Annotated in this window: 23 protein-coding genes and 1 pseudogene; 13 read left to right on the top strand and 11 right to left on the bottom strand. The window is 61.7% G+C overall.

What is annotated here, in order from left to right; all coding sequences use genetic code 11:
- Positions 1-191 precede the first annotated feature (191 nt).
- From cobF to pssA, 4 genes are all read left to right on the top strand, one after another.
- Positions 192-941: a precorrin-6A synthase (deacetylating) gene (gene cobF / locus K3F44_RS08595; protein ID WP_220633783.1), complete on the top strand. Its 750-nt coding sequence runs from the start codon at positions 192-194 to the stop codon at positions 939-941.
- 193 nt (positions 942-1,134) lie between these two features.
- A complete protein-coding gene (locus tag K3F44_RS08590; protein WP_101320118.1) occupies positions 1,135-2,013 on the top strand; it encodes a DMT family transporter in 879 nt (292 codons plus the stop codon).
- A gap of 287 nt (positions 2,014-2,300) precedes the next feature.
- Entirely contained in the window at positions 2,301-4,550 is a 2,250-nt protein-coding gene (gene katG, locus K3F44_RS08585) for a catalase/peroxidase HPI (RefSeq protein ID WP_220633782.1), read from the top strand.
- 193 nt (positions 4,551-4,743) lie between these two features.
- Positions 4,744-6,057 carry a CDP-diacylglycerol--serine O-phosphatidyltransferase gene (pssA, locus tag K3F44_RS08580; RefSeq protein ID WP_188036154.1) on the top strand — a complete coding sequence of 438 codons (1,314 nt, stop codon included), beginning with the start codon at positions 4,744-4,746 and terminating at the stop codon, positions 6,055-6,057.
- Here pssA and K3F44_RS08575 read toward each other — a convergent pair.
- The 4 genes and pseudogenes from K3F44_RS08575 to K3F44_RS08560 all read right to left on the bottom strand — a co-directional run bounded on the left by K3F44_RS08575 (position 6,041) and on the right by K3F44_RS08560 (position 9,929).
- Entirely contained in the window at positions 6,041-7,228 is a 1,188-nt protein-coding gene (locus K3F44_RS08575; protein ID WP_220633781.1) for a cupin-like domain-containing protein, read from the bottom strand. The two genes, pssA and K3F44_RS08575, sit on opposite strands and share 17 nt — an antisense overlap.
- A 59-nt stretch (positions 7,229-7,287) precedes the next feature.
- Positions 7,288-7,789: pseudogene (locus tag K3F44_RS08570) on the bottom strand (DoxX family protein).
- 116 nt (positions 7,790-7,905) lie between these two features.
- Positions 7,906-9,192: a HAMP domain-containing sensor histidine kinase gene (locus tag K3F44_RS08565; protein ID WP_220633780.1), complete on the bottom strand. Its 1,287-nt coding sequence runs from the start codon at positions 9,190-9,192 to the stop codon at positions 7,906-7,908.
- Positions 9,189-9,929 (bottom strand): response regulator, encoded by a 741-nt coding sequence (locus K3F44_RS08560; protein ID WP_101320108.1) that lies wholly within the window; start codon positions 9,927-9,929, stop codon positions 9,189-9,191. Before K3F44_RS08560 ends, K3F44_RS08565 begins: the two co-directional genes overlap by 4 nt.
- Before the next feature lie 210 nt (positions 9,930-10,139).
- Here K3F44_RS08560 and K3F44_RS08555 point away from each other — a divergent pair, with 210 nt between their 5' ends.
- A complete protein-coding gene (locus tag K3F44_RS08555) occupies positions 10,140-10,415 on the top strand; it encodes a DUF2790 domain-containing protein (protein WP_101320106.1) in 276 nt (91 codons plus the stop codon).
- A 41-nt stretch (positions 10,416-10,456) separates the two neighbouring features.
- On the opposite strand, the gene K3F44_RS08550 is transcribed toward K3F44_RS08555, so the two are convergent.
- From K3F44_RS08550 to K3F44_RS08535, 4 genes are all read right to left on the bottom strand, one after another.
- Positions 10,457-11,305 carry a shikimate dehydrogenase gene (locus K3F44_RS08550; protein WP_220633779.1) on the bottom strand — a complete coding sequence of 283 codons (849 nt, stop codon included), beginning with the start codon at positions 11,303-11,305 and terminating at the stop codon, positions 10,457-10,459.
- On the bottom strand, positions 11,302-11,751 hold the full coding sequence (gene aroQ / locus K3F44_RS08545) for a type II 3-dehydroquinate dehydratase (RefSeq protein ID WP_150569023.1): 450 nt from the start codon (positions 11,749-11,751) through the stop codon (positions 11,302-11,304). Before aroQ ends, K3F44_RS08550 begins: the two co-directional genes overlap by 4 nt.
- A gap of 113 nt (positions 11,752-11,864) precedes the next feature.
- Complete coding sequence (locus K3F44_RS08540) at positions 11,865-12,824, bottom strand: FecR domain-containing protein (protein ID WP_188036148.1); 960 nt, start codon at positions 12,822-12,824, stop codon at positions 11,865-11,867.
- A complete protein-coding gene (locus K3F44_RS08535) occupies positions 12,824-13,354 on the bottom strand; it encodes a sigma-70 family RNA polymerase sigma factor (protein ID WP_188036147.1) in 531 nt (176 codons plus the stop codon). Before K3F44_RS08535 ends, K3F44_RS08540 begins: the two co-directional genes overlap by 1 nt.
- A 170-nt stretch (positions 13,355-13,524) precedes the next feature.
- On the opposite strand from K3F44_RS08535, the gene K3F44_RS08530 reads away from it, so the two are divergent.
- Positions 13,525-15,720, top strand: a complete 2,196-nt coding sequence (locus tag K3F44_RS08530) for an OsmC domain/YcaO domain-containing protein (RefSeq protein WP_220633778.1) — start codon at positions 13,525-13,527, stop codon at positions 15,718-15,720.
- A 34-nt stretch (positions 15,721-15,754) separates the two neighbouring features.
- On the opposite strand, the gene K3F44_RS08525 is transcribed toward K3F44_RS08530, so the two are convergent.
- Positions 15,755-15,937, bottom strand: a complete 183-nt coding sequence (locus tag K3F44_RS08525; protein ID WP_101320094.1) for a DUF1289 domain-containing protein — start codon at positions 15,935-15,937, stop codon at positions 15,755-15,757.
- Positions 15,938-16,085: 148 nt separating this feature from the next.
- On the opposite strand from K3F44_RS08525, the gene K3F44_RS08520 reads away from it, so the two are divergent.
- The 4 genes from K3F44_RS08520 to K3F44_RS08505 all read left to right on the top strand — a co-directional run bounded on the left by K3F44_RS08520 (position 16,086) and on the right by K3F44_RS08505 (position 20,482).
- The gene (locus K3F44_RS08520) at positions 16,086-16,523 is read left to right on the top strand and encodes a DUF2231 domain-containing protein (RefSeq protein WP_101320092.1); all 438 of its coding nucleotides are present in this window, start codon (positions 16,086-16,088) and stop codon (positions 16,521-16,523) included.
- Positions 16,520-17,812: a sorbosone dehydrogenase family protein gene (locus K3F44_RS08515; RefSeq protein WP_220633777.1), complete on the top strand. Its 1,293-nt coding sequence runs from the start codon at positions 16,520-16,522 to the stop codon at positions 17,810-17,812. Before K3F44_RS08520 ends, K3F44_RS08515 begins: the two co-directional genes overlap by 4 nt.
- A gap of 185 nt (positions 17,813-17,997) precedes the next feature.
- Entirely contained in the window at positions 17,998-19,500 is a 1,503-nt protein-coding gene (gene proP, locus K3F44_RS08510) for a glycine betaine/L-proline transporter ProP (RefSeq protein WP_101320088.1), read from the top strand.
- 85 nt (positions 19,501-19,585) lie between these two features.
- Positions 19,586-20,482, top strand: a complete 897-nt coding sequence (locus K3F44_RS08505; protein WP_150571859.1) for a PA4780 family RIO1-like protein kinase — start codon at positions 19,586-19,588, stop codon at positions 20,480-20,482.
- A 179-nt stretch (positions 20,483-20,661) separates the two neighbouring features.
- Here the strand turns inward: K3F44_RS08505 and K3F44_RS08500 are convergent, their stop codons facing one another.
- Positions 20,662-20,955 carry a hypothetical protein gene (locus K3F44_RS08500; protein ID WP_101320085.1) on the bottom strand — a complete coding sequence of 98 codons (294 nt, stop codon included), beginning with the start codon at positions 20,953-20,955 and terminating at the stop codon, positions 20,662-20,664.
- Between the two features lie 153 nt (positions 20,956-21,108).
- On the opposite strand from K3F44_RS08500, the gene K3F44_RS08495 reads away from it, so the two are divergent.
- The 3 genes from K3F44_RS08495 to K3F44_RS08485 are packed head-to-tail and all read left to right on the top strand — an operon-like array spanning position 21,109 to position 25,293.
- Positions 21,109-21,774: an ABC transporter ATP-binding protein gene (locus K3F44_RS08495; RefSeq protein WP_220633776.1), complete on the top strand. Its 666-nt coding sequence runs from the start codon at positions 21,109-21,111 to the stop codon at positions 21,772-21,774.
- Complete coding sequence (locus K3F44_RS08490; protein WP_220633775.1) at positions 21,774-24,236, top strand: ABC transporter permease; 2,463 nt, start codon at positions 21,774-21,776, stop codon at positions 24,234-24,236. Before K3F44_RS08495 ends, K3F44_RS08490 begins: the two co-directional genes overlap by 1 nt.
- Positions 24,226-25,293, top strand: coding sequence for a lipocalin-like domain-containing protein (locus K3F44_RS08485; protein ID WP_220633774.1), 1,068 nt, complete (start codon positions 24,226-24,228; stop codon positions 25,291-25,293). The genes K3F44_RS08490 and K3F44_RS08485 overlap by 11 nt, the downstream gene beginning before the upstream one ends.
- 30 nt (positions 25,294-25,323) lie before the next feature.
- On the opposite strand, the gene K3F44_RS08480 is transcribed toward K3F44_RS08485, so the two are convergent.
- Positions 25,324-26,280, bottom strand: a complete 957-nt coding sequence (locus K3F44_RS08480) for a ribonuclease Z (protein WP_220633773.1) — start codon at positions 26,278-26,280, stop codon at positions 25,324-25,326.
- Positions 26,281-26,473: the final 193 nt, after the last annotated feature.

Below are 26,473 nucleotides of genomic sequence, written 5' to 3'. Positions count from 1 at the left end.
CTAGTCCCGAGTGTAGTTGCCGACGGCGTCACGGTAAACCATAAACTTTGCAAGTAGTCAGGGAACTTTACTAGTTTTATGTGCGTTAATTTATTTGCTGTTCACCCACAGCCTTAACTGCTCGACATAGTGTCGGCTCAAGCCGACACTCAGGGTCTGGCAATCACAGCAAACCAGAGCGGGAGTGGCTAATGAAGCAGTTGTTATTGATCGGCATCGGCCCTGGTGATCCGCGGCAGGTGACGTTCGAGGCAGTCGATGCGCTCAAACGGGCCACGGTATTCTTCGTCCTCGACAAGGGCGCCCGCTCTGATGAGCTGGTGCGCATGCGCCGGGCAATTCTCGAGCGCTACCTGCCCACTGGCGACTACCGGGTGCTGCAAGTCGATGATCCGCAGCGTGATGCATTGGCCAGCGATTACATTGAGGCAGTACAGGACTGGCACCAGCAACGCGCAGCGCTCTACGCAAGATTGATCGATGACGAACTCGGCCCGGACGACGTGGGTGCTTTCTTGCTGTGGGGCGAACCAAGCCTGTACGACAGCACGCTGCGGATTCTCCAGTTGGTACGCCAGCACGGTACACAACTGCAACTCGAAGTCATCCCCGGCATCAGCAGCATTCAGGCCCTGGCAGCTCGTCATCAGATCCCGCTGAACCGCATTGGCGAGCCGCTGACCGTACTTCCCGGGCGGCAGCTCGGCGCAGTGAAGCAGATCGACAATGTGCTGGTCATGCTTGATGGCCAGTGCGCGTTCGCCGATATCGACGACCCACAACTGCATATTTACTGGGGCGCCTATCTCGGCACGGCGGACGAGCTGCTGCTTGCCGGGCCTTTGTTGCAGATGAAGGCGCAGATTGTGGCCGCACGTGAACAAGCGCGGCAACGCAAGGGCTGGATCATGGACACATACCTGTTGCGCCGGGAGCTTTAGCGCATCGGTGCTGTCGTACCTGCTGTGAAAAAGTGTTCGATCAGCGAACGCTAAAGCGGCCGGTAGACACGGCAATCCATTACCGGCTATCGCAATTGCGCGCATCTCTTCTAGAATTCGCCCATATCCAGGCCGCCTTTGATGGAAGCCGGATCTTGGCGGAGTAGCTGCCAAGTCCCTATTTGAGTACGCCATGAGTTCGAGTACACCGCTGTCCGGAGTCAATCAGCCGCTGCGAGGCATCGCCCTGGTAGTGGTCGCCACTTTCCTGTTTGCCAGCCATGATGCGCTGTCCAAGTTCCTCGGTGGTCTGTACCCGATCATCATGGTGGTGTGGGTCCGCTATCTGGTGCATACATTGCTGATGGCTGGGATCTTTCTGCCCAAGTCGGGCATGGCGGTGCTGCGTACCCGCAAGCCTGTGTTGCAGACGCTGCGTGCACTGAGCCTGCTGAGTACCAGTCTGCTGTTTACCGCGGGCCTGCAGTATCTGCCATTGGCCGAGGCCACTTCGGTCAACTTTCTTGCACCGGTGTTGGTGACGGCATTGTCGGTACCGCTGCTCAAAGAGCATGTCACCACTGGCCAGTGGGTCGCGGTAGTAATGGGCTTCATTGGCGTGTTGGTAGTGGTACACCCAGGCGGCTCAATGTTCACCCCGGCGATTCTTTTCCCGTTCGGCTCTGCACTGGGTTTCTGCTTTTATCAGCTACTCACCCGCAAAGTAGCTGCCTACGACAGCCCGACCACCAGCAACTTCTTTGCCGGGCTGTGCAATACCCTGGTGATGACGGCATTGGTGCCGTTTTTCTGGAAGATGCCCGAGTGGGACCACCTGCTGCTGATGCTGGCGCTGGGTGGTTTCGGGATGTCTGCGCACCTGTTGCTGACCCAGGCCTTCCGCTTTGCCGCACCGGCCATGCTGGCGCCGTTCAGCTACTGCCAGATCGTGTTTGCCGGGCTGTTGGGCTTTGTGGTCTTCGGCCAGGTGCCAGACCACCTGAGCATGGTGGGCATCGCGATCATCTGCCTCAGTGGTCTGGGCGCTGCGTGGATGCAACGGCGCAAGTAATCTGCTGGCGCGCACGTTGGCTTCGGGGTGCTGACATATTCACGCTATCGGTGGGTAATACTTGCTCTATTAGACCTCTGCCCGCGCTCAGCTAGTCTTGGTCAAGGGACAAGCCTGCGGCTGCGCAGCGCCTGCTGCACAACACGCCGTATCCAGGCAACCCCTTTGCACGCTTGTGGCGGCCTGACCGCTCCAACTGATGAGCAGACGGCCGAGCCTATGTGCTCGGCTGATCAAGCTGGCCTAGACCGGAACTCTGACAGAACCCGACCCGAAGGTACCCGCAGATGTCGAACGAATCGAAATGCCCGTTCCATCAAACCGCAGGTGGTGGCACCAGCAATCGTGACTGGTGGCCTGACCAACTCAACCTGAACATTCTGCACCAGCATTCAGACAAGTCCGATCCAATGGACCCCGATTTTGACTACGCCAAAGCCTATGCCAGCCTTGATTTTCAAGCGCTCAAACAGGACCTGACCGCGCTGATGACTGATTCGCAGGAGTGGTGGCCAGCCGACTTTGGCCATTACGGGCCGTTGTTCGTACGCATGGCCTGGCATAGCGCCGGCACCTATCGCATTGGCGACGGGCGCGGTGGTGCAGGCTCCGGACAACAACGCTTCGCGCCGCTCAACAGCTGGCCAGACAACGTCAGCCTGGACAAGGCGAGGCGTCTGCTGTGGCCGATCAAGCAGAAATACGGCAAGGCTATCTCCTGGGCTGACTTGATCGTACTGACCGGCAACGTCGCCCTCGAATCGATGGGCTTCAAGACCTTTGGCTATTCCGGCGGCCGAGCCGATGTGTGGGAACCTGACCAAGACGTCTACTGGGGTTCGGAAAAGGTCTGGCTGGGCGGTGACACCCGCTACGGCAAGGCCCAGGCGCCGGGCCAGGGTGACCTGGTTGCCGAGCCCGCCAAGCATGGTGAGGAACAAAGCCGCACCGATGCCGGGCGCAACCTGGAGAATCCGCTGGCGGCGGTGCAGATGGGCCTGATCTACGTCAACCCGGAAGGCCCCGAAGGCAATCCGGACCCAGTCGCATCGGCCAAGGATATCCGCGAGACTTTCGGCCGCATGGCCATGAATGATGAAGAAACCGTGGCCCTGATCGCTGGCGGGCACGCCTTTGGCAAGACCCACGGCGCCGGTCCGGCCGACAACGTTGGCGCCGAGCCCGAGGCTGCCGGCCTGGAACAGCAAGGTCTGGGTTGGCACAACAAATTTGGCACCGGCAAAGGCCCCGACACCATCACCAGTGGCCTCGAAGTGACCTGGACCTCGACGCCGACGCGCTGGAGCAACGAGTATCTGGAAAATCTGTTCCGCTTCGACTGGGAACTGAGCAAAAGCCCTGCTGGCGCCCATCAGTGGCAGCCAAAGAACGGTGATGGGGCAGGGCAGATCCCCGACGCGCACGACCCAAGCAAGCGCCATGCGCCGTCAATGCTGACCTCCGACCTGGCGTTGCGCTTTGACCCCATCTATGAGCCGATAGCGCGTCGCTTCAAGGATCACCCCGAGCAGTTGGCGGATGCCTTTGCGCGCGCCTGGTACAAGCTGATCCATCGCGACATGGGCCCGCTGGCGCGCTATCTGGGGCCGGAGCTGCCGCAGGAAGAGCTGCTCTGGCAAGACCCTCTGCCCAAAGCCACCCCCTCGGCACTGAGCGAGCAAGACATCGCCTCGCTCAAGAGCAAAGTGCTCGCCTCGGGCCTGAGCGTAAGCGAGCTGGTCAATACCGCCTGGGCTTCGGCCTCGACCTTCCGTGGCTCGGACAAACGTGGCGGTGCCAACGGCGCGCGCATACGCCTGGCGCCGCAGAAGTTCTGGGCCGCCAATCAGCCGCAGCAGCTGGATAAAGTGCTGGGTGTGCTGGAAGGCATTCGCAGCGGTTTCGCCACTGGCGGCCAGCAGATGTCGATGGCCGACTTGATTGTGCTGGCTGGCAGTGCTGCCGTCGAAAAAGCGGCGCGTGATGCCGGCCATGCCCTGTCTGTGCCGTTCCGTCCGGGTCGTGTCGACGCTTCGCAGGAGCAGACCGATGTCGAATCGTTCGGTGCGCTGGAACCGTTGGCTGACGGTTTCCGAAACTTCGCCAAGGGCAGTTACAACGTCAAGGCAGAGCGGCTGTTGCTGGACAAGGCGCAACTGCTGACCTTGACCGCGCCAGAGCTGACCGTGCTGATCGGTGGTCTGCGTGTGCTGGGCGCGAACAACGATGCGAGCAAGCATGGCGTGTTCACCGACAAACCTGGGCAGTTGAGCAATGACTTCTTCCGCAACTTGCTGGATATGAGCGTTGAATGGAAGGCGACCGGCGCGGACAACAATGCGTTCGAAGGCCGTGACCGCAAAACTGGCCAGCCGAAGTGGACGGGTACCCGGGTAGATCTGGTGTTCGGCTCCCACGCGCAGTTACGCGCATTGAGCGAGGTTTACGCCAGCAGTGATGCCAGTGAGAAGTTTGCCAAGGACTTCATCGCGGCCTGGGTGAAGGTGATGGAGTTGGACCGTTTCGATCTGAAGTAGCCGTTGGCGCCCCGGGCAGCCCCAGGCAATCTGGGCTGCTCTGGCGGCGGCGACATCTGATCCCTTCTTTTTTTTGTAATGATCGCGATGGTCGGGCGTGCTGGCGTTATTGCTATGATGGGCGCCACGCAATGCACGGGTGAACCTTGCATTTCACTCGAGACCGGAGGTGATCCGCTTGATCCGCACGTCCATGCCTGTTCCCCAGCTTGGTTTTGCCATCGACCCGCAAGCCATCAGCGCTCTGCCTGATGCTGCAGCTTATCGCACGGTGTTGCTCGAACGCATTGCCAGCGCGCAGCGGCGCATCGTCATCGTGGCGCTGTACCTGCAGGAAGACGAAGCCGGTCAAGAGGTGCTGGACGCGCTTTACCAGGCCAAGGCGGCGCGGCCTGAACTGCAGATTGTCATCGTGGTTGACTGGTTCCGCGCGCGTCGTGGCTTGCTTGGCGCTGGCCGCCAGCCCGGCAACGCCGCCTGGTATCAGGCCCAGCGCGAACAGCGCGGTCTGGACGTCGTCATCCACGGCGTACCGGTACAAACCCGTGAGCTGTTTGGCGTGCTGCACCTCAAAGGCAGCGTCATCGATGATTGCGTGATCTACACCGGTGCCAGCCTCAACAACGTTTACCTGCATCGCTTCGATCGCTATCGCCTCGACCGTTATCATCTGTTCGAGTGCCCAAGCCTTGCCGATGCCATGGTCAGCCTGGTCCACGAGGTGCTGGCCAGCGCTGCCACGCCGCGCCTGGACCAGCCCGCGCCGCCGGCCACGCGCACCATGCGCGCTGCTATCCGTCGCTTGCGCGCACGCTTGCGGCGCATGACCTATCCATTGCCGGCTGAACCGGCCAGTCACGGCCTGCGGGTCATCCCGCTGCTCGGCATTGGCCGTGGCAACCCGCTCAACCGTGCGATCTGCGCGTTACTCGCGGCAGCGGACGAGCAGATCATCATCAGTACGCCCTATTTCAATCCGCCGCGCCTGGTCATGGCCGAGATCGATCGGGCACTGGCGCGTGGTGTGGCGCTGGAAATCATTGTCGGCGACCGTACTGCCAACGATTTTTACGTCGCGCCTGGTGAGCCATTCAGCGCCAGTGGTGTATTGCCGTACCTGTACGAAGACACCCTGCGCGCCTTTGCCAAACGCCGCCAGGCGGCGATCGACGTGGGTCAGTTGACCCTGCGCATCTGGAATGACCCCGGCCACACCTTCCACGCCAAGGGCGTTTGGATCGATCAGCGCTACAGCCTGCTCACCGGCAACAATCTCAACCCTCGCGGCTTCAACCTCGACCTTGAAAACGGGTTGCTCATCGATGACCCGCTGGGCCAGTGGTTGGCGCCGCGCGAGAAAGAGTTGCAAGCGCTCAGGCGCCATGCGCCGGCGCTGCGCTCGGCCAGTGAGCTGGGCGAGCCGGGCGAGCATCCGCAGCAGGTGCGCAAATTCCTCAAACGCTTGCGTTTCAGTCGGCTGGAGCCGCTGATCAAGCGGGTACTGTAGGGCAGGGCGCTGCTTCGACCACCTCAGGCAGTGGTGAGCGTGGCCAGCCGCGCCCTGAATCCACCCAGAAATTCACCGACAACGATGTCGACAGAGACTCGACTTGATGAAACCAGCCTTCGGGCAGGAACAGCAAGTCGCCAGCCTGCAGCACAACTTCCAGGAACCGCACCTCGCGGCAACGCGGGAATTGCGCGTAATCGGGCGCTTTGGGGTCAACGTCACAGCCTTCCAGGCCCCCGTCTGGCGATGTCGCCCAGCAGCCTAGGGCCTCGCGGTGATGGGGCGCGGCGAGTATGAACGACTTTTCTCCCCAGACCTGAGCGAACAGGTTGTCGCTGTCGTCGCGATGCAGGGGCGTCAGCGTGCCTTTGGGGCCGATCCAGATGCGCGGCGGGATGAATTGCTCGGCTTCGAAATAGCCGGGGTAGCGGATGTGTTCGAGCAGTTGTGCCGGCAGGATGTTATTACCCATGTATGCGGGCGGCTTGCCGTCAGTGCTTGCCGCTATGGGGTTGTCCAGGCTGGAGACAAAATCAGCCATGGACGTCGAGCGGAAGTCGCGCTCGGTGGAGAAGGTTTTCTCGACATAGTCGCCGTGGCGGGTAATGCCTTGCAGGTTGGCGAACAGCTCGAGCGAGGCCTCATGACCATTGCTGAACAACGGCCAGTCGTGCAGCGCGTCGCTGATCACCAGCGGAATGCCGTGCAGCATATAGTGTTGGCGGAACTCGTCCACGGACAAGCCGTAGCGTGGCCGCCGTTCGATTCGAGTTAACGGCGGCTGCGCTGCAGACAGCGCATCGCTGGGTCGGGCGCTTGGCGGATAGCGGCGATTGGCTTCGACCGCAGGCGCCTGGTTACCGCGCAGCGCCATGTCGATCGCCTGCGGCAGCAGAGTAGCCAGGCCCAGGTTGCCGTCGATGATCAGGCGGCCGCTGGCGAACAGTTCTTCGACATTGGCCTGCCCGGCCATGATCGCCATGAAATCTGCGCTGGCAACGGCAATGCTGACATCTGCCGAGCCGTGCTGGCCGCTGCCGCTTTCGGCATGGCCGCCGGCCTCGTACCAGTACGCAGTATGGCCATCGAAGACGAACTGAAACACGCCCTTGAGGCCAACGCTGGCGGCGTTGGCGAACAAATTGCCCAGAATGCTCTGCAGGTCCACGGCTTACTCGCTTGGTTGGCTCATTTGTACAAATGACGAGGGCCGTGGGCGGAAATTTATCACGCGGTATTGTTGGTAATCGGGCGTCGCTGCCAGAGCCAATGATCCAGGCTCAATCGGCCGGCGCCCCTCAGCAGCAGGGCCAGCAAGACCACTAGGTAAATCAGCGGTAGTTTGAAGTTGCCATAGCCTTGGTCGGTAATCGCATAACCTTTGGCCAGCTCGGCCAGGCTCGACCAGTCGGCAGGCCAGTGAACTGCGGCAATGGCTACCACGGTCAGGATAATCAGTGTCGCCGAGGCCAGCCGGGTGCTCAGACCCAGCAACAGCAGCAGCGGAGCGACCAGCTCGACCCACATCGACAGCTGCCAATTGAATTGCAGGCACCAGGTTGAAAGGGAACGGGAAACTCGCTTGCAGGTCGCCAAACCAGTTGCCGCCGTTGAATTTTTCCCAGCCTGATTCAAAAAACTCCCAGGCCAGGAACAAGCGCAGCGGTATGTCGGCAGTCCAGCCTGCGAAATTGTCGAAACTGCTGAAGGCGCGGTTCATAGCGTTCATGGTCAGACTCCGCTGCATGAAGAGGGGAGAGCAGAGTCTGCGACGCTGAGGTATCGGCAATGTGTCGACCAAACAGCGTTGTGTATCGCTGTGTATTGCAAGCCCCGGCTATGCCTTCAAGGCACCTCGATTTGGGCGCAGAGTCCGCCGCCCGAGCGGTTGCTCAACGTCAGCCTGGCGCCCATCGCAAGCGTCAGTTGCTGGGCAATCGCCAATCCCAGGCCGGTGCCACCGGTCTGACGATTGCGTGAACCTTCAACCCGGTAAAACGGCTTGAGTACTTCGTCGAGCTCTTCCTGAGGTATGCCAGGGCCGTCATCGAGCACGCGGATGATCGTCAGGTCGTTATGCCGGGATACATCCAGCTGCGCAGCCCCGGCAAACTTCAGCGCATTATCGAGCAGGTTGACCAGCACCCGGCGCAAGGCATGCGGCCGGGTCTGCACGGTACCGCCGGTATGGCCCAGCCGCTCGACCTGGGCTCCGCTGTCCTGGTAATCGAAGACGATACTGTCGATGAAGGCGTCAACATCAACGCGGCACGGCGCTTCGGTGCCGCCGTCCATGCTGCGGGCATAGGCCACGCCCTCGCGAACCAGATGCTCCATGGCGCTCAGGTCGCTCGATAATTTGTCCTTTTCCTGCCCATCATCCATCACTTCCACGCGCAGTTTCATGCGGGTAATGGGCGTCTGCAAATCATGGGAAATCGCCGCGAGGATTTGCATGCGCTCTTTCAGGTAGACAGCGATACGTGCTTGCAGGGCGTTGAAGGCCACTGCCGCATACCTGACCTCACGTGGGCCGCTTTCATCCAGTTGCGGCCCGGGGGCGTTGGGGTCGAGGTTGTCCACCGCCTGCGATAGCCTCGTCAATGGGCCGATCGCCAAGTGCACGGCGAGCCAGGTACAGATCAGCAGCAGCACCAGTTGTATCAGCAGCACAACCGGCAGCCAGCTGGCTACCGGTGCCAGGGCTGGCGTTACATCGATGGTCAGCGGGGCGCCGTCGGCCAGGCGCAGATGGACCTGGAAGTGCGCGTCCTGACCGGGGATCTCCAGGAACGTCAGGTGATGGTCCTTGCCAATTGCCTTGACCACCGACTCGGCCGCCATCGGCGGGTTCTCGCTGGGCATGGCCTGGCCGCTCTGGCCGTTGTCGAGCCGGTAGCGGTAGGTGCTACGCTCCAGCCGCGGCAGCCAGGCGGCGCGCTCTGCTGCGGGCAGGCGGTCGAGAATTGCCACCGAGGTGGCTACATCCTGTTCGAGATTGGTGAGCATCATCGAGCGGCTGCTGACAAAGCGCTCATAGGCCTGCAGGCTGAACGACAGCCCGTAGGCCAGCACCAGCCCGCTGAAGAAGATCAAGGCCAGCCGCGAAGCCAGCGTGTGCGGCCATTTCATAGTGTTGGCTCGAGCAGTTGAACCGCCAGCGAGAACACGTAACCTTCGCTGCGTACGGTTTTGATGCAGGTCGGCTCACGAGCATCGTCGCCCAGACGCTGACGCAGGCGGCTGACCAGCAGGTCGATCGAGCGATCGAAGATATCCGCCTCACGGCCCTGGGTAAGGTTGAGCAACTGCTCGCGGCTGAGCACCCGCTGCGGGTGGTCGAGGAACACCCGCAGCAGCCGGTACTCGGCGCCGCTCAGGGCCACCAGCGTGCCTTGCTGGTCAAGCAGGTGGCGTGCGCTGGTATCCAGCCGCCACTGGCCGAACGCCAATAATCGGCTGCTTTCACTGATGGTCAGATTCGGCGGCAGCATCCGGGTGCGGCGCAGCACTGCGTTGATCCGCGCCAGTAGCTCACGGGCGGAAAACGGTTTGGTCAGGTAATCATCGGCGCCCATCTCCAGACCGACAATGCGATCGGTCTCGTCATTGCGCGCGGTAAGCATCAGAACTGGCGTAGTACGCTGGCGACCGGCGCGCAACTCACGGCACAGCAGCAGGCCGTCGTCGCCGGGCATCATGATGTCGAGGACGATCAGATCGACCGTGTTCGATTCCAGAAAGCTGCGCATCTGCCGGCCATCGGCGACAATGCTGGTGCGCAGGCCGTTCTTCTTCAGGTAATTGCCGACCAGCTCGCGGATTTCGCGATCGTCGTCGACGATTAGGATGTGGTCGATGTGATCCATCAGGCAAGTCCGTCTCAGCGAGAATGGACGCAGTGTACCGAGCGCCAAGGCGCTTGCCTGCGCGGCTTTGTATTGCAGTGTATCTCGCAGTGCTGCAGATACACGGGCTCGCAATAACGCCGCTTCGGCGACACAGGGCAGATACCTGTCGGGGGTGAAATGGCACTCAACGGGAAGTGTGGTCTTCCCCACCTAGCCAGGAGCGTTGCCATGAACTTCAAGACTATTGCCCGTGCAGCCTTGTTCGCCGTTGCCAGCAGCGCCACCATTGCTGCGCAAGCCAGCAGCGTATCGATGGAAAGCAGCAGCGCCATGCACTATCGCTATGGCGATCGGCTGGACGTGAAGAAAGTACTGTCGGTAGAAGATGACCGCAGCAATGCGTGCGGGGTAGTCAACTCGCGCATCGAGTATCTCGATTCGCACGGCCAGCGCCAGAGCGTTGAATACCGTAGCTATGCCACCAGTGGCTGCCATGAAAGCTGAGGCAAGCGGGCTGCAACCTCGGCAGCCCGTCGCCCGGCATTTCAATTCATGCTGGCGAAATGCGCCTGCATCCTGCTGGCGTCTGCGACTCTGCCGCTGATCAGCTCGAATGCCTTGACCGCTTGAAACACCGCCATGTTGCCACCGTCGAGGGTGCGGCAGCCGAGCGCACGGGCGTGGCGCAGCAGTGCTGTCTCAAGCGGGAAGTAGATGATCTCGGCAACCCATAGCCGCGCGTGCAGCAGTTCCACTGGCAAGGGTGTGCCTGGCAGCTTGGCCATGCCCACCGGTGTGGTGTTGACCAGGCCATCGGCATCGGCCAGGGTGGCAGCGAGATCACCGCCCAGGGCAGCTCGGCCTGCGCCGAAGCGCTGGTTCAGGTTGTCGACCAGGGCTTGCCCGCGCGCAACATCGACTTCGAACAGCACCAGTTGTTCGACTCCTTCAGCGAGCAGGGCATGGGCCACTGCAGCACCGGCGCCACCGGCGCCCATCTGCACCACCAAGCGCTTGCTGACGTCGCCCAGCCCGCGTCGGAAACCCTCGGCGAAGCCCAGGCAATCAGTGTTATGACCAATGCGCTTGCCGTCCTTGAACACCACTGTGTTCACCGCGCCAATGCCACGCGCTTCATCAGACAGCTCATCGAGCAACGGCAGGATCGCCTGCTTGAACGGGAAGGTGATGTTGAGGCCGGTAAAGCCGGTGCGTTGCGCGGCCTCAAGCAGATCGGGCAGGGCGCTGTCTTCCAACCCCAGCTGGTCGGCATCGATCAGCCGATACAGGTAACGCAGCGATTGCGCGTCGCCCTCGTGCTCATGCAGGGCAGGGGTGCGGGATGCCTGGATGCCGCGGCCAATCAGGCCGGCCAGAATGCTTGGTTGGCTCATGCTGCTTGCTCCGCGAACATCTGCCCAAAGTGCGCCAGCGCCATGCGATAGCCATGGCTACCCAGGCCGCAGATCACCCCAACGGCAATCGACGAGACGAACGAGATATGCCGGAACGGCTCACGCTTGTGCACATTGGACAGGTGTACTTCGATCACTGGCAGCTCGCTGGCGACCAGCGCATCACGGATGGCCACCGAGGTGTGGGTCCACGCACCAGGGTTGATCACGATGCCGGCGCAACGACCGCGGGCGGCGTGGATCCAGTCGATCAGTTCGCCTTCGTGGTTGGTCTGGCGGAATTCGATATCCAGGCCCAGATCGCGGGCGCTGTCGGCGCAGCTGTTGGCGAGGTCGGCGAGCGTCTCGCGGCCATACTGTTCAGGTTCGCGGGTGCCGAGCAGATTGAGATTGGGGCCGTTGAGCACGAGAATTCGGGGCGTCATGGCAGATCACTTTGTTGTTTTTGATTGCCCCGATATTTGTACTATCTGGTTAATTCGTCAATCGGCTAGCACGTTTGCTGGTTGAAAATGGGCGATTACCGAACCAGGATGCTTTATAGCGCTACCACTGTGACCCAATAGCGTGTGGTTTGTACTACGCGCACGGGCAGGGTCGTGCTCAGTGCGCGCAAGGTCTGGTCGCTGTCGTCGATGGCGAAGGCGCCGCTGATGCGCAGACCTGCGACCACGGGGTCGCAGCGTAACCAGCCGGGGCGATAGCGGCTCAGTTCAGCGAGAAACGCATCCAGACGCTGATCATTGGCCACCAGCATGCCCTCGCTCCAGGCGTCCTGACCGGCATTGATCGGTTGCACCGCGCCAAGCTGGCTGGCGTTGAAGCGGCACTGGGTGCCTGCATCGAGCACCACTGGCGCAGCGCCGTTTGGGGTGACACGCACCTGATGTTGAAAAACGCTGACCAGCGTGCTCGCGCCGTCGGCCCTGACGGCGAAGCGCGTGCCCAGCGCCTGAATGCTGCCCTGTGCGGTCTGCACCTGCAGCGGCCGACGAGCAGGGTCGGCGGCGCTGGTAAGCAGCAGCTCGCCTCTGTGCAGTTGTATTCGGCGTTGAGTTGCGCTGTAGAGCACGTCGACGGTACTGGCGGTGTTCAGTTGCAGGCGCGATCCGTCGGCGAGCATCGTATTGAGCCGCTCGCCGGTGCGTGTGTGGTAGTCAGCCATCCAGCCTGCGCGTTGGCCTTGGCGATAACCTGCGTAGCCAAGCGCGCCGGTACCCATCATCAAGGCGAAACCTTTGAGCACGGCGCGTCTGCTATCCAGCGCGGGCTGATCGGCTAGGCGCAGCGCTCGCCCGGTAACGTTCGTGGGCATGCCATGCAGACGTTGTTGCAGTTGTTCGATCTGAGCCCAGGCCCAGCGATTGTATTCATCGCGGTCGAGCCATGCTTGCCAGCCAGCCTGGTCTGCAACCGAGGCTTCCTCGCATTGCAAAAGCCCAAACCATCCTGCGGCTTGTTCCAGGGCTGCGCGTTGTCGAGCGTGGAGGACGGTCATCAGCGTCCGGCGCCCAGGCTGAACAGCACGCAATGCTGGGTGGCCTTGGCTACATAGCGGGTAACCGTCACCACCGAAACCTGCAATTGCTCTGCAATCAGCTTGTAGCTCATGCCGTCGAGTTGCGACAGCAAAAACGCCTGGCGCACGTTTGGGCCCAGACCGGCGAGCATCGCATCCAGTTCGCACAGGCTTTCGAGCAAAATCGCGCGGGTTTCTTCGCTGATGCTGACCGCCTCGGGTTGCTCGGCCAGGGCCTGCAGCCAGGCGCGTTCGAGCCGAGCCCGGCGAAAATGGTCGATCATCAGGCGGCGGGCGATGGTGGCCAGGTAACTCTTGGGTTCGCGCACTGCCTCAAGCTGATTCTGTGCATCCTTGGCACTGAGCACCCGAATGAACACATCCTGCACCAGGTCTGCGGCAAGCTCACGGCAGTCGACGCGGGGGCGCAGCCAGCTCAGCAGCCAACGCTGATGTTCCTGGTAAAGGCACTGCACCTGACGGTTCAGCGGGCGATGGCTGGAGGTCATAAAAGGCTCGAAGCGCAATTGGGAGTCATTATCATTTTATGAGCGGCCTTGACGCTAAGCAAGCACGCCAGCGGCTGCAACCTGTACGCCGCGCTGATCGGCAAAGACTTGCGCGGCAAAAATCCGGATAATGGCGGCCATTTCGTTTCGCTTTATCATGGTAATCCCGCATGGAAATCAAGGTTAACTTTCTCGACAACCTCCGACTTGAAGCCAAGTTCGATGATTTCACGGTGGTCGCCGATCAACCCATTCGCTACAAGGGCGATGGCTCGGCGCCGGGTCCGTTCGACTACTTCCTGGCTTCGTCAGCGTTGTGTGCGGCTTACTTCGTGAAGTTGTATTGCGAAACGCGCAACATCCCCACCGACAACATTCGCCTGTCGCAAAACAATATCGTCGACCCGGAAAACCGCTACAACCAGATCTTCAAGATCCAGGTCGAACTGCCGGCGGATATCTCCGACAAGGACCGCCAGGGCATCCTGCGTTCGATCGACCGTTGCACGGTGAAGAAGGTGGTACAGGCCGGCCCAGAGTTCGTCATCGAACAGGTGGCTAACCTGGATGCTGATGCGCAAGCCTTGTTGATGCTCGACAGCGATCCGCAGGCAAGCACGTACATCGCTGGCAAGGACCTGCCACTGGAGCAGACCATTGCCAACATGTCGGGCATTCTCGCGGGCCTTGGGATGAAGATCGAAATCGCCTCGTGGCGCAATATCGTGCCCAACGTCTGGTCATTGCACGTGCGCGATGCGCATTCGCCCATGTGCTTTACCAACGGCAAGGGCGCCACCAAGGAAGGAGCCCTGGCTTCGGCGCTGGGCGAGTTCATCGAACGCCTCAACTGCAACTTCTTCTACAACGATCAGTTCTGGGGCGAAGACATCGCCAACGCCGAGTTTGTGCATTACCCGGACGAGCGCTGGTTCAAACCCGGCAGCAAGGGCGCCTTGCCTGCCGAGATCCTCGATGAGTACTGCCTCGAGATCTACAACCCCGACGGCGAACTGCGCGGCTCGCACCTGTACGACACCAACTCGGGCAATGTGAAGCGCGGCATTTGTTCGCTGCCGTTCGTTCGTCAGTCCGACGGTGAAGTGGTGTACTTCCCCTCCAACCTGATTGAAAACCTGTACCTGAGCAACGGCATGAGCGCCGGCAACACTCTGGCCGAGGCGCAGGTGCAGTGCCTGTCAGAGATTTTCGAACGTGCGGTAAAACGGGAAATTCTTGAGGGTGAACTGGCCCTGCCAGATGTTCCTGAGGACGTGCTGGCCAAATACCCGGGCATCCTCGCCGGGATCAAGGGGCTGGAAGAGCAGGGCTTCCCGGTGCTGGTCAAGGATGCCTCGCTGGGCGGCGAATTCCCGGTCATGTGTGTGACCTTGATGAATCCGCGCACCGGCGGCGTGTTCGCCTCGTTCGGCGCGCACCCAAGCCTGGAAGTCGCGCTTGAGCGCAGCCTCACCGAGTTGCTTCAGGGACGCAGCTTCGAAGGTCTCAATGACCTGCCGCAGCCGACGTTCGAGAGCCACGCAGTGACCGAGCCGAACAACTTCGTAGAGCACTTCATCGACTCCAGCGGTGTCGTCTCATGGCGCTTCTTCAGTGCCAAGGCCGACTTCGAATTCGTTGAGTGGGACTTCTCTGGTGAAGGGGAAAACTCCAACGAGGAAGAGGCTGCAACCCTGTTCGGCATCCTCGAATCGCTGGGCAAGGAAGTGTACATGGCCGTGTACGAGCACCTTGGCGCCAAGGCCTGCCGTATCCTGGTGCCGGACTATTCCGAGATCTATCCGGTTGAAGACTTGATTTGGGATAACACCAACAAGGCGCTGCTGTTCCGCGAAGACATCCTCAACCTGCACCGCCTGGACGATCGCAGCCTGAAGGCGCTGGTCAAGCGTCTGGATAACTGCGAAGTGGACGAATACACCGACATCACCACCTTGATCGGTGTGGAGTTCGACGACAACACGGTGTGGGGCCAGTTGACCATTCTGGAATTGAAGCTGCTGATCAAGCTCGCCTTGAAGCGCTTCGACGAAGCCAAGGAACTGGTAGAAGCGTTCCTGCAGTTCAACGACAACACCGTGGAGCGCGGCCTGTTCTATCAGGCGCTCAACGTGGTGCTGGAAGTGGTGCTCGATGATGAACTGGAACTGGCCGACTACGAGGTCAACTTGCGCCGCATGTTCGGCAATGCGCGGATGGATGCGGTCGTGGGCTCGGTCGAGGGCAACGTGCGCTTCCATGGCTTGACGCCGACCAGTATGAAGCTGGAGGGGCTCGATCGGCACCTGCGCTTGGTCGACAGCTACAAGAAGCTGCACGCAGCGCGGGCCAAGTTCGCGGGCTAAGCGGTTACCACGTGGGGCTGCTCCGCGGCCCCCCTTATTTTTTGCCTTTCTTGATAGCCTTCAAGCGCGCCTTGGCCTTTTGCACAGCCTCGATGCGCTCGCTCTTCTTCATCTTCTTCCACTTGCGAATATCGTCTTTGCTGCGCCCGCAGCCCAGGCAAACTTCGTCGCGGATCTGGCATTTGGATATGCACGGGTTGTCAGCGTCTTTGCCCAAAACTCTAGTCCTCAGCCGGTGCCGCTCAGCAAACGGGTAGCCGCCAGATTACAGCCCTGTCTGCGATTGCGCTGAACTATCGCTTTGGCCGAGCGATCTTCCATTAGGCCTCCAGGCGCAGTCTGTGCAGGGAGGGACCTCTGGATCGATGAAAGGAGCCACCGTGAACGACTCAACCCTCTATCGCTGCCGGCCAGGAGCGCTGCACGCGACTCTGTTGGCCGGTACCGTGCCGCTGTTTCTCGGCGCCTTGCTCAGTGACATAGCCTATTACCAAAGCTACCAGATTCAATGGGCCAACTTTGCTGCCTGGCTGATTGCCGGTGGCTTGCTGTTCTGCGGATTGGCATTGCTGTTTGCCCTGGTCAATCTGATCCGCGCCGAGCACAAGGGCGGGCGCCCAGTGGTGTACTTCGTGCTGCTGCTGGCTACCTGGCTGCTGGGCCTGATGAACGCCTTTGAGCATGCCAAGGATGCCTGGGCCGTGATGCCGTCGGGGCTGGTGTTGTCGGTCATCGTCAGTGCGTTGGCGTGCATCGCAACCGGCCTTGGCCTGACCAATCTGCGCTCCGGAGGTGTGAGATGAACCGCGTACATGCACTGACAGCCTTGAGCATGGCGCTGCTGCTCAGCGCCTGCGGTGGCGAGGGCGACGCCACGCAAACCTACGGCGCCAACCCGAAACTGCCTGATCAGCAGCGCGGCCTGTTGCCGAGCATGAAAATCGCCGAGCCGACCGCCTGGGGCGATCTCAAGCCAACCGTACCGCAGGGCTTCAACGTCACTGCGATTGCCACTGACCTGAAGATCCCGCGGCAGACGCTGGTGCTGCCCAACGGCGATATTCTGGTAGCGGAAGGGCGCGGCGGCAGTGCGGCCAAACTCAAGCCCAAGGACGTCATCGCCAGCTCTATCAAGGCCAAGGGCAATACCCAGGTCAAGGGCGGTAACCGCCTGACCTTGCTGCGTGACGCTGATGGTGACGGCAAGTACGAAGTGAAAACGGTGTTCGCCGAAGGCCTCAACGCACCCTATGGCCTGGCCTACTTCGAGGGCAGCGTGTACGTGGCCAATCAGGATGCGCTGGTGCGCTTTGACTACGCGGATGGCCAGACCACGGCCAGTGGCCCGCCCAGTAAGGTCAGCGACCTGCCGGCCGAGATCAACCACCACTGGACCAAGGCGCTGACGATCAGCCCCGACGGGCGCTACCTGTACGTCGGCATCGGCTCCAACAGCAATATCACCGAGCGCGGCATGGAGGTCGAAATAGATCGGGCCATGGTCTGGCAGATCGACGCCCAGACCGGCGCGCACAAGCCGTATGCGACTGGCCTGCGTAACCCGACTGCGCTGAGCATCGAACCCAACAGCGGTGAACTGTGGGCTGTGGTCAACGAGCGCGATGAGCTTGGCCCTGACCTGGTGCCTGACTACCTGACCTCAGTCAAAGCGGGGGGCTTCTACGGCTGGCCCTATAGCTACTGGGGGCAGAACGTCGACCCACGTGCGCAGCCGCAGAACCCCGAGAAAGTCGCTGCGGCGATCAAGCCGGATTACAGCCTCGGCTCCCACGTTGCGGCTCTGGGCGTTGATTTCTCGGTGGCGGCCATGGGCACGCAGTTTGCCGAGGGCGCGTTCGTCGGCGAGCACGGTAGCTGGAACCGACCGAATCCGGTGGGCTACAAGGTGATCTTCGTGCCGTTCAGCAATGGCAAGCCGGCCGGCGAGCCGATCGACTTTGCCACCGGCTTCCGTGGTGAAGATGGCAAGACCCGCGGTCGCCCGGTGGGTGTGACGGTGGATCCGCGCGGTGCGCTGATCATCGCCGACGACCTCGCCAACACCATTTGGCGGGTAACGCGCAGTCAGTGACGCTGCGCTGATCACCAATATCAGGCCATCTGCGTGAAGCCTCAGCGCAGATGGCCTGTTTGTTAGCGTGAAAAATGTTGGCACTCAGTGAATTTTTTCGTAACCCTTTGTATCTGATGCCTTAGAGCCTGGCCATTAAAACAATGGCAACCGGTAATGGACACGTCAGTAACAGAGTGGCAGATATGAAATCACGCAAAAAAAGCGTCAAGCCGATCGGCTTGAAAGACATCACCATTGTTGACGACGCCAAGATGCGCAAGGCGATCACCGCCGCAGCGCTTGGCAACGCCATGGAGTGGTTCGACTTCGGCGTCTACGGCTTTGTCGCCTATGTGCTCGGCAAGGTCTTTTTCCCCGGCGCCGACCCCAGCGTACAGATGATCGCAGCCTTGGGTACGTTCTCGGTGCCGTTCCTGATACGGCCCCTGGGCGGGCTGTTCTTCGGCGCCCTCGGCGACAAATACGGCAGGCAGAAGGTTCTCGCCGCCACCATTGTGATCATGTCCCTGAGCACCTTCGCCATTGGCTTGATTCCGTCCTATGCCGCGATTGGTATCTGGGCGCCCATCCTGCTACTGCTGTGCAAGATGGCCCAGGGCTTCTCGGTGGGGGGTGAATACACCGGTGCCTCGATCTTCGTCGCCGAGTACGCCCCGGACCGCAAGCGCGGCTTCCTCGGCAGTTGGCTCGACTTCGGCTCGATCGCAGGCTTTGTTGCCGGCGCCGGCCTGGTGGTGTTCATCTCGGCCATGATCGGTGAAGAGAGGTTCCAGGAGTGGGGCTGGCGGGTGCCGTTTCTGCTGGCGCTGCCGCTGGGCATGATCGGCCTGTACCTGCGCCATGCGCTGGAAGAGACCCCCGCCTTCCAGCAGCATGTCGACAAGCTCGAGCAGGGCGATCGCGAAGGCCTGGCTGGCGGTCCGAAGGTGTCGTTCAAGGAGGTGGCTACCAAGCACTGGCGCAGCCTGCTGACCTGCGTAGGCGTAGTCATCGCCACCAACGTCACCTATTACATGCTGCTGACTTACATGCCCAGCTACCTGTCGCACAACCTGCATTACAGCGAGAACCGCGGGGTGCTGATCATCATCGCGATCATGGTGGGCATGCTCTTCGTGCAGCCTCTGATCGGCTTCCTCAGCGATAAATACGGCCGCCGCCCGTTCATCCTGTGCGGCAGCATCGGCTTGTTCGCACTGGCCATCCCGGCCTTCATGCTGATCACCAGCGGTGTGCTCGGGCTGATCTTCGCCGGTTTGCTGATGTTGGCGGTGCTGCTCAACTTCTTCATCGGGGTGATGGCTTCGACGCTGCCGGCGATGTTCCCTACGCACATTCGCTACAGCGCGCTGGCCAGTGCCTTCAATATTTCTGTGCTGATTGCCGGCCTGACCCCGACCATCGCCGCCTGGCTGGTAGAAAGCACCAACAACCTGTACATGCCGGCTTACTACCTGATGGTCATTGCCCTGATCGGTCTGATCACCGGTATCACCATGAAAGAAACTGCCAATCAGCCATTGCGCGGCGCTGCGCCCGCCGCCTCGGACATCGAGGAAGCGCGTGAACTGCTGCAGGAACACCACGACAACATTGAGCAAAAAATCGAGGATATCGACGAGCAGATTGCTGAACTTGAGGCCAAACGCACGCATTTGGTACAACAACATCCGCGTATTGATTAGCTCGAAACGAGCAAGTCGGATCAGGCTGTGAGAGGATGGCCGGCAAACCATGTGTCTGGCAGAACAGGACCCTGAATTAAACCTGATGAAGACTCCAAAACGTATTGAGCCGCTGATCGAAGACGGTCTGGTCGACGAGGTGTTGCGGCCCTTGATGAGTGGCAAGGAAGCAGCGGTGTATGTGGTGCGCTGCGGTAACCAGGTGCGTTGTGCCAAGGTCTACAAGGAGGCCAACAAACGTAGCTTCCGCCAGGCGGCCGAGTACCAGGAAGGGCGCACGGTGCGCAACAGCCGCCAGGCGCGGGCCATGGCCAAGGGTTCCAAGTACGGTCGCAAGGAAGCCGAAGATGCCTGGCAGAACGCCGAGGTGGCCGCCTTGTTCCGCCTGGCGCATGCCGGCGTGCGAGTGCCCAAGCCCTACGACTTCCAGGACGGCGTGCTGTTGATGGAGCTGGTGGTCGATGCCGACGGCAACGCCGCGCCTCGCCTCAACGACGTTCACCTGGAGCCGGATCAGGCGCGTGAATACCACGCGTTCGTGATCCGCCAGATCGTCTTGATGCTCTGTGCAGGGCTGGTGCACGGTGACTTGTCCGAATTCAACGTCCTGCTTGGCCCGGATGGCCCGGTGATCATCGACTTGCCGCAGGCCGTCGATGCTGCCGCCAACAACCATGCTTTCAGCATGCTCGATCGTGACGTGGCGAACATGAGCGGTTACTTCGGGCGCTTTGCTCCCGAGCTCAAGGACACCCGCTACGCCCGCGAGATGTGGTCGCTGTTCGAGGCCGGGGAATTGTTGCCCGATAGCCCGCTGACCGGCGAGTTCGAGGATGACGACCACGACGCCGATGTCGGCGGCGTGCTGCGCGAGATCGAAGCGGCGCGGATGGATGACGAACGTCGCCGTGCCGGTCGTGAGGAAGCCGAGCGTGGCCCGGTCAAGAGCGAGGAGCCGCCACCGCCGCCGTGGCTGCAGTAACCCCTGGCAATAAGATTCGCCTGATTGCTGCCTGCCCACTGGCCGACCATGATTGCGCGATTGTTCAGGTGCAATGCCTGAACAATCGCAATGGTGGCTGCGGGCGGGCGGTCTTACGACCAACCGAGTTAACCAACCTTATAGCTCGAACTAGCGGGCCCGCTCGTAGCCGCCGCCCATCACTTGCACTTGGCCATCACCACCTGACAGGTCTTCGGCGTACCGCCTGAACGGCTCGCATAGCGCATGCAGCTGTCCATGGATTTCTTGCGCGCCGCGCTCAACGTGTTGCCCCATGCCAGGCCACCCTCGCCAGCGGTCGGCACTGCCTTGGCGAAGCAGTTCGCGCCTGCTTGGGCATAGCGCGTAGCGCTGGATTTGTTCGAGCATCCCGTCAGCGATGCAAGGCTGCCGATGAGCAGGATCAGCAGCAACCACGATGGGTGGTAGCCAGGTATCGCAGTGCGGGCCATGGAGGTTCCTGTAAGCCTGATGATGTTCGTACCTCAGTTTAGCCCCGATTGCGCCTACCCTTGAAGGGCAGAACGATGCAACCTATTGCTGCAACGCTGTGCCCAAGAGTTAGTGATTAACGCCCGTTGTGCCCTGAGAGGAAGCCCCCACCGATGTTGGTCGTCGAGCATCTGCGCAAGTCATTCAATACTGCCCAGGGCGTTCTGCCTGTGCTGCAGGGCGTCGACCTGCAACTGGCGCGGGGCAGCAGCCTGGCGCTGATGGGCGAATCCGGTAGTGGCAAAAGCACGTTGCTGCATCTGCTCGCCGGACTTGATCGGGCTGACAGCGGCAGGATACTGATCGAGGATGTACCCCTCGATACACGGGACGAAACGGCGCTGGCCCGCTGGCGGCGCGACAGCATTGGCTTGGTGTTCCAGCAGTACAACTTGATCAGCAGCCTCGACGTTGCCGCCAATCTGGCGTTTCAAGCCCGCTTGGCCGGGCGCCACGATCTTGCCTGGACCGCGCAGCTGGCGGAGCGGCTTGGGTTGACCGAGTTGTTGCAGCGCTACCCCGAGCAGCTGTCGGGCGGCCAGCAGCAACGTGTGGCGATTGGTCGTGCGTTGGCGGGACGGCCGGCGCTGGTGCTGGCCGACGAGCCCACCGGCAGCCTCGATGAAGCAAGCAGTGAAGAAGTCCTGCAACTGATGCTCGAGCTGGTCGCCCAGGCGGGCAGCAGCCTGTTGATGGTGACCCACAGCCGGCAGTTGGCGGCGCGGCTCGAACATCGGTGCTTCCTCAAGGCTGGACGTGTTCAGCCGGAGCCGGATTGATGGCCAGCCTGCTGATCACCTTGCAGGCGCTGCTCAGCCATTGGCGCCGGCACCGCTTGCAGTGCTTCAGTATCTTTACCGGGCTATGGCTGGCAACGGCATTGTGGACCGGCGTGCAGGCGCTCAACAGCCAGGCCCGCAGCGACTATGCCCGTGCCAGTGGTGTGCTTTCGGGCGCCAGCCAGACGCAACTGGTGCCGCGTCAGGGCGAGCATCTGGCGCAAGCGCTGTATGTGCAACTGCGCACTAGAGGCGTGCAGGTGACGCCGGTTCTGGAAGGCCGCCTGCAACTTTCAGGAAGCGCGACTCAGGCAGTGCGCTTGATCGGTATTGAACCGCTGAGCCTGCCAGCGAAGATGGCCGTGGCCGGGGTGCAGGCGCAAGCGTTCGAGCTTGCGGCCTTCATCGACAGTCCTGGGCAAGCCTGGATCAGTCCAGACACGCTACGCCAGTTGAACCTGCAACCGGGTGAGCGCGCGCGCACCCGCGATGGTCAGCTGATGCCGCCGTTGGTCCTGCAAGCGGAACTGGCGCCTGGGGTGATCGTGGTCGATATCGGCCACGCGCAGGCGCTGCTCGGTGCGCCAGGACAACTGTCGCGTCTGCTGCTCGAAAAACAACCCACCGCGCTGCCTGCCGACATCGCCGCCCAGCTTATGCTGCAAACCGGTGGCGACGACGGTGATCTGCAGCGCCTGACCGACAGCTTTCACCTCAACCTGACTGCGCTGGGCTTGCTGGCATTCGTGGTCGGCCTGTTCATTGCCCATGCGGCCATTGGCCTGGCGCTGGAGCAACGGCGCGGCTTGATCAGAACCTTGCGTGCCTGCGGTGTCAGCTTGCGGGTGCTGTTGACCGGGCTGGCGCTGGAGCTGGGTGCGTTCGCGTTGCTCGGCGGCCTCGCCGGGGTAGTCAGTGGTTATCTGCTGGCCAGCCTGTTGTTGCCTGACTTCGCGGCCAGCGTGCGCGGCTTGTATGGAGCGCAGATCGCCGGGCAGTTGAGCCTGTCGCCGCAGTGGTGGTTGGCCGGCGTCGGCGTGAGTCTGCTCGGTGCGTTGTTGGCCGGTGTCAGCAGCGTGCTGCGCGCTGCGCGCCTGCCGCTGCTGGCGCTTGCCCAGCCACAGGCCTGGCGCCTGGCCCAAGGGCCGTGGCTGCGTCGTCAGGCGCTGGTCGCCTTGTTGCTTGGTTTGGTAGCGCTGGGGTGCTGGCAGTGGGGCAATAACCTGAGCAGCGCCTTTGTCCTGCTCGCGGCATTGCTGCTGGCAGCGGCGCTATTGCTGCCGGCCTTGCTCGAGCTTGCCCTGGCCGGTTTGGCGCGCTTGTGCCGGCGGCCATTGCCACAATGGTTCGTGGCCGACAGCCGCCAGCAATTGCCGGCGCTGAGCCTGGCGCTGATGGCCTTGCTGCTGGCGTTGGCCGCCAGCGTCGGTGTGGGCAGCATGACCGAGGGCTTTCGCCGCACCTTTACCGGCTGGCTCGATCAGCGCCTGTCGGCAGACCTGTACCTGACCCCGCGCGACACTGCCCAGGCCGTGCAGATCAGCGACTGGCTGGCACGCCAGCCCGAAGTCACCGCGGTGCTGCCCAACTGGCGGGTCGAGTGGCGGCTGCAGCAATGGCCGACGCAGGTCCAGGGCATCGTCGATCACCCGTACTACAACAATCACTGGCCGCTGCTGGAAAAATCCGCCGGTGCCTGGGAGCAGCTTGCGCAGGGGCGCGGGATCATGCTCAGCGAACAGTTGGCCAGGCGCCTGCAGCTGGGTCTTGGCGACGCCTTGCAACTGCCCGAGCCATCAGCCCAAACGATGCCGGTAGTGGGCATCTATGCCGATTATGGCAATCCCAAAGGGCACCTGCTGATCAGCGCCGACTGGTTACGCCAGCACTGGCCGCAGGCGACGTTGAGCAATCTGGGCCTGACCTTGGCTGGCGAGCATTTGCCGGCGCTAAAGCGGGCGCTGGGCCAACAGTTCAGTCTCGATGACAGCCGCATGGTCGAGCAGACCACGCTCAAGCGATGGTCTGCTGCGGTGTTCGAGCGCACCTTTGCCGCTACCGCCGCACTCAACAGCCTGACCCTCGGTATCGCTGGCGTGGCGTTGTTCATCAGCCTGCTGAGCCTCGGCCAGAGCCGCCTGGGCCAGTTGGCGCCGTTGTGGGCGCTGGGGGTCGAACGCCGTCGGTTGATCTGGCTGACACTCGGCCAGACCCTGATGCTGAGCAGTTGCACCGTGTTGCTGGCGATTCCGCTTGGCTTGCTGCTGGCCTGGTGCCTGGTGGCCGTGGTCAACGTGCAGGCGTTTGGTTGGCGTCTGCCGCTCTATGTGTTCCCCGGTCAGCTGCTGCAACTGGCAGTGCTCGGCGTGCTGACCAGCTTTCTGGCCAGCGTCTGGCCGCTCTGGCAACTGGCGCGCAGGCAACCCAGCGATCTCTTGAGGCAGTTTGCCAATGAACGTTAAACCCTGGCTGACCGTGCTGTGCCTGCTGCTTGCAGGCTGCGATGCGCCTGCACCCGAGCCCAACAGTTTTGCCGGCTTGGGGCAGGAGGCCAGCGCCTTCCAGCAGGTCACGCCGGGCCATGAGCTGCAGTTCCCGCGTGATCATGGCGCCCACGACGGCTTCCGCATCGAGTGGTGGTACGTCACCGCCAACTTGCAGGATGCCCAGGGGCGGCAGTGGGGCGCTCAGTGGACCTTGTTTCGTTCGGCATTGCGCCCTGGCGCAGAAACCGCCGACTGGAACAGCCCCAATCTGTGGATGGGCCACGCGGCGCTGACCGGGCCGGGCGGTCATCAGTCCAGTGAGGTGCTCGCCCGCGGTGGTATCGGCCAGGCTGGGGTTGAGGCGCAGCCGTTTCGCGCCTGGATAGATGATTGGTCGCTGCTGGGCGGCAATGGGATTGGCCAGTTGCAGATGAAAGCCGCAGGTGAGGATTTCCGCTTTGATCTGCACTTGGTCAGTGAGCGGCCATTGGTGCTGCACGGGGCCAAGGGCTACAGCGAAAAATCCGGCAAAGGCCAGGCTTCCTATTACTACAGCCAACCGTTCTATCAGGTCAGTGGCGAAGTCGAGCGTGACGGCCAGCACGTGGCCGTTACCGGTCAGGCCTGGCTCGATCGCGAATGGAGCAGCCAACCGCTGGCGGCCGGGCAGTCAGGCTGGGACTGGTTTTCCCTGCACCTGGACAGCGGCGCCAAGGTAATGCTGTTTCAGGTGCGCGAAGCTCACGGCGATGCCTACAAAGCCGGCACCTGGGTCAGCGCCGACGGCAAGATCCAGCCACTCCAGGGAGCGCAGATCGAGCTGCAAGTGCTGGCCTCGAGCAAGCAGGCAAACGGTAAAACCGTACCGACCCGCTGGCGCGTGCAGCTGCCGGAGCAGGGCGTCGATGTCCAGGTCGAAGCGCTGTACAAGCAGGCCTGGATGAACACCCGGTTCCCGTATTGGGAAGGGCCGGTGCGGGTCGAGGGCGGCAGCGGGCAGGGCAGGGGTTACCTGGAAATGACCGGTTACTGATCTTTGTGGAGAAGCGCACTGTCGGCCAACTCACACCGCTGCGAGCAGGCCATCCTTGCCCAGGTGGTAACGCTGCAGGTCCCGAGCCAGTGTCAGTTGCCCGCTGTAATGGGCCTGCGCCTCCTGGCGCACATCATCGATGGACGGGCTGCGCTGCGGGTTGTCCTGATAGCGGGCGCTGAAGTGAGTCAATACCAGGTTCGGTACACCTGCAGCCTCGGCAAATTGCGCGACAGCCGCCGCAGTGCTGTGGCCGAAGTTCGATTGCGAGCGTTGCAGCACAGGTTCGGTGAAGGTGGCTTCATGCACTAGTACATCGGCACCTTTGGCAACCTCGGCCAGCAGAGCGGGTGAGTCGTTGTCGCCGCAGACGACGATGCGCCGGGCCGCTCGGGAGGCCTTCAGGTAAGTCAGCGTGTCGAGCACACGACCTTCATGTTCGACCTGCCGGCCATGGGCCAGATCACCCCACAGCGGCCCGCGCGGGATGCCGTCGGCTTGCAGGCGCTCGGTGTCCAGACGCGGCTCCGGGTTGATCTCGGTGAACACAAAGCCATAGCTCGGCACCCGGTGCGACAGCTCTACGGTAGTCACCGCAACCTGCGCGCTGCGCCAGTCCTGCAGCGTTTCTACCGCCAGCAGATGCAGCTCGAAGGGCAGATAGGTCTGGCTCACCGCCAGGCTCAGGCGCAGCCACTCATGCAGTGCCAGCGGCATGATCAGTTCGAGCGGTTCGCTGCGCCCGGACATTCCCGCGCTGGCGAGCAATCCCGGCAGCCCGTAGCAGTGGTCACCGTGGACATGGGTGATGAATATCCCGCGCAGATCACGCATCGACAGTGATGTGTGCAGTAACTGATGCTGGGTGCCTTCGCCGCAATCAACCAGATACCAGCTTTTGCCGGACGCTTCGATGACTGCTGTCGCGCTGACGTTGCGGGCCTTGGTGGGTACCCCAGACGAGGTGCCCAGAAACTGCAGGTCCATTGCAGGATCCTCTTGGGTTCGGAGGGCTATTTTAGCCTTGCGTTGGCTGACTGATGAATACTCTCAAAGCAGGTTTGAGCGTTTTGGCTGTTAGGAAAAGTCTCCGACCGTAAGACTTTTCGCTCAATGTAGTAGGGCGCATCCTGTTCGCTTTTGGCGGGGAAAAATACCGGTCAGCAGCTGCTAGTTTCCC

The organism is Pseudomonas sp. S07E 245 (assembly GCF_019599025.1).
Classification (GTDB): domain Bacteria; phylum Pseudomonadota; class Gammaproteobacteria; order Pseudomonadales; family Pseudomonadaceae; genus Aquipseudomonas; species Aquipseudomonas shirazensis.
The sequence above is the reverse complement of the archived record's forward strand: the minus strand, read 5'-3'. Positions and strand labels throughout refer to the sequence as shown.